The organism is Mycobacterium sp. OTB74 (genome assembly GCF_029892685.1).
Taxonomy (GTDB): Bacteria; Actinomycetota; Actinomycetes; order Mycobacteriales; family Mycobacteriaceae; genus Mycobacterium.
The window spans coordinates 1-3,521 of record NZ_JARXVD010000047.1; the positions used below are offsets into that span (position 1 = coordinate 1).

Annotated in this window: 1 rRNA gene; it reads right to left on the minus strand. The window is 55.5% G+C overall.

Annotated features, from left to right (window positions below):
* Nucleotides 1–27 precede the first annotated feature (27 nt).
* Nucleotides 28–3,132 (minus strand): 23S ribosomal RNA (locus tag M2432_RS27805).
* Between the last annotated feature and the right edge of the window lie 389 nt (nt 3,133–3,521).

Here is a 3,521-nt window from a genome sequence, read left to right on the forward strand (position 1 = left end):
TTTACACACAATTGGTTCTTTTTGGGTGTGTGTAAGTTTTCGGCCGGTTAGTGCCAGTTCCCTAAACCCATTGCTGGGCGTGCAGGTCTGGTCTATCGATCCCGTGGTCTGCGGGGGGCCTTATCCCTCTAAAAGGGTGAGAAACCTGGTCTTGGAAGAGGTTTCCCGCTTAGATGCTTTCAGCGGTTATCCTGTCCGAACGTGGCTATCCAGCGGTGCCCCTGGTGGGACAACTGGTATACCAGAGGTTCGTCCGTCCCGGTCCTCTCGTACTAGGGACAGGTTTCCTCAAGTTTCTGACGCGCGCGGCGGATAGAGACCGAACTGTCTCACGACGTTCTAAACCCAGCTCGCGTGCCGCTTTAATGGGCGAACAGCCCAACCCTTGGGACCTGCTCCAGCCCCAGGATGCGACGAGCCGACATCGAGGTGCCAAACCATCCCGTCGATATGGACTCTTGGGGAAGATCAGCCTGTTATCCCCGGGGTACCTTTTATCCGTTGAGCGACACCCCTTCCACTCGGGGGTGCCGGATCACTAGTCCCGACTTTCGTCCCTGCTCGACATGTACGTCTCGCAGTCAAGCTCCCTTGTGCACTTACACTCAACACCTGATTGCCGTCCAGGTTGAGGGAACCTTTGGGCGCCTCCGTTACATTTTAGGAGGCAACCGCCCCAGTTAAACTACCCACCAGGCACTGTCCCTGGACCAGATATATGGTCCGAGGTTAGAAGCCCAATACGATCAGAGTGGTATTTCAACAATGACTCCACCCACACTGGCGTGCGAGTTTCACAGTCTCCCACCTATCCTACACAAACCGTACCGAACTCCAATACCAAGTTGTAGTGAAGGTCCCGGGGTCTTTTCGTCCTGCCGCGCGTAACGAGCATCTTTACTCGTAGTGCAATTTCGCCGAGTCTATGGTTGAGACAGTTGAGAAGTCGTTACGCCATTCGTGCAGGTCGGAACTTACCCGACAAGGAATTTCGCTACCTTAGGATGGTTATAGTTACCACCGCCGTTTACTGGGGCTTAAATTCTCCGCTTCACCCCCGAAGGAGTTAACAGGTCCTCTTAACCTTCCAGCACCGGGCAGGCGTCAGTCCGTATACATCGTCTTGCGACTTCGCACGGACCTGTGTTTTTAGTAAACAGTCGCTTCTCACTGGTTTGTGCCACCCACTCACGCTTGGGCCGCAAGGGCTTACACGCCATGTGGGTCCTCCTTCTCCCGAAGTTACGGAGGTATTTTGCCGAGTTCCTTAACCATAGTTCACTCGTACGCCTTGGTATTCTCTACCTGACCACCTGTGTTGGTTTGGGGTACGGGCCATGTGTGCACTCGCTAGAGGCTTTTCTTGGCAGCATAGGATCACCGAATTCGCCTCACTCGGCTATGCATCACCTCTCAGACATATGAACGACGGATTTGCCTATCGTTCGTCCTACAGGCTTACCCCGGTATTACCACTGACCGGTACGGCTACCTTCCTGCGTCACCCCATCGCTTGACTACTACCCACCAGGGTCCCACGCAGCCGGCAACACGTGATCCCCGAAAGGATCATCACGTGCCATTTGGATGGTTAGCACAATGGATTCATCACGGACGCACACACACGGGTACGGGAATATCAACCCGTTGTCCATCGACTACGCCTGTCGGCCTCGCCTTAGGTCCCGACTCACCCTGGGCGGACTGGCCTGCCCCAGGAACCCTTGGTCTTTCGGCGGGCAAGGTTCTCACTTGCCTATTCGCTACTCATGCCTGCATTCTCACTCCCACACCCTCCACAGCTAGATCACTCTGCTGCTTCACCGGGTGCAGGACGCTCCCCTACCCATCCTTACGGATGCCGCGACTTCGGCGGTGTGCTTGAGCCCCGCTACATTATCGGCGCACAATCACTTGACCAGTGAGCTATTACGCACTCTTTCAAGGGTGGCTGCTTCTAAGCCAACCTCCTGGTTGTCTTCGCGACTGCACATCCTTTTCCACTTAGCACACGCTTAGGGGCCTTAGTCGGCGATCTGGGCTGTTTCCCTCTCGACGCACGGAGCTTATCCCCCGCCGTCTCACTGCCACGCTTTTGTCTTACCGGCATTCGGAGTTTGGCTGACGTCAGTAACCTGGTGAGGCCCATCGGCCATCCAGTAGCTCTACCTCCGGCAAGAAACACGCAACGCTGCACCTAAATGCATTTCGGGGAGAACCAGCTATCACGGAGTTTGATTGGCCTTTCACCCCTACCCACAGCTCATCCCCTCAGTCTTCAACCTAAGTGGGTTCGGGCCTCCACGCGGTCTTACCCGCGCTTCACCCTGGCCATGGGTAGATCACTCCGCTTCGGGTCCAGAACATGCCACTACACCAAAAAGGATACGCCCTATTCAGACTCGCTTTCGCTACGGCTACCCCCCACGGGTTAACCTCGCGACATGTCCCTGACTCGCAGGCTCATTCTTCAAAAGGCACGCCATCACCCCACCAAAGGAGGGCTCTGACGGATTGTAGGCACACGGTTTCAGGTACTATTTCACTCCCCTCCCGGGGTACTTTTCACCATTCCCTCACGGTACTAATCCGCTATCGGTCATCAGAAGGTATTCAGGCTTACCGGGTGGTCCCGGCAGATTCACAGCAGATTCCACGGGCCCGCTGCTACTCGGGAACACCACGCAAGGCAGACATCGGGTTTTCACGTACGGGACTCTCACCCTCTACGGCAGGCCATCCCAAGCCACTTCCGTTAACCACGACGTTTTTTTACTGCCCTCCAGCTAGGTAGAACTGGAAACATGGGTCCCACAACCCCGCACACACAACCCCTACCCGGTATCACATGCATACGGTTTAGCCTCATCCGCGTTCGCTCGCCACTACTAACGGAATCACAATTGTTTTCTCTTCCTACGGGTACTGAGATGTTTCACTTCCCCGCGTTACCTCCCGCACCCTATATATTCAGATACGGGTAACACGACATCACTCGTGCTGGGTTTCCCCATTCGGACATCCTCGGATCAACGCTCGGTTGGCAGCTCCCCGAGGCATATCGCAGCCTCCTACGTCCTTCATCGGCCTCTGATGCCAAGGCATCCACCATGCGCCCTTAAACACTTACGCACAAAAACCAATTGAAAACAAGAATCAAAATTGCACATCAACACACAACAACAACCCCGAACCCGAAGATTCGGAGTGCACACTTGCGCGTTAGATGCTCGCAACCACTATCCACAAATCAAACACCACACCCCACCACCAAAACCGGTGAGGCAACAACAACCCCCACCACCCCCAACGGGATGATGTCTTCCACCCCCACAAAGGAAGGGGAAGCGAACGGGCCTGTTGTCTCAGGACCCAACAGTGTGTTCGGCAATTTCCTCGGCCAGGGTGTCATCCCACCTGAACCATGTTTGTTGTATGCACCCACCGGCTGGCCCACTACAGGCGCCGGCGACCATCCCAACCATGAACCCCGGCACGGTTGCCGGCATGGGGGAAACCCT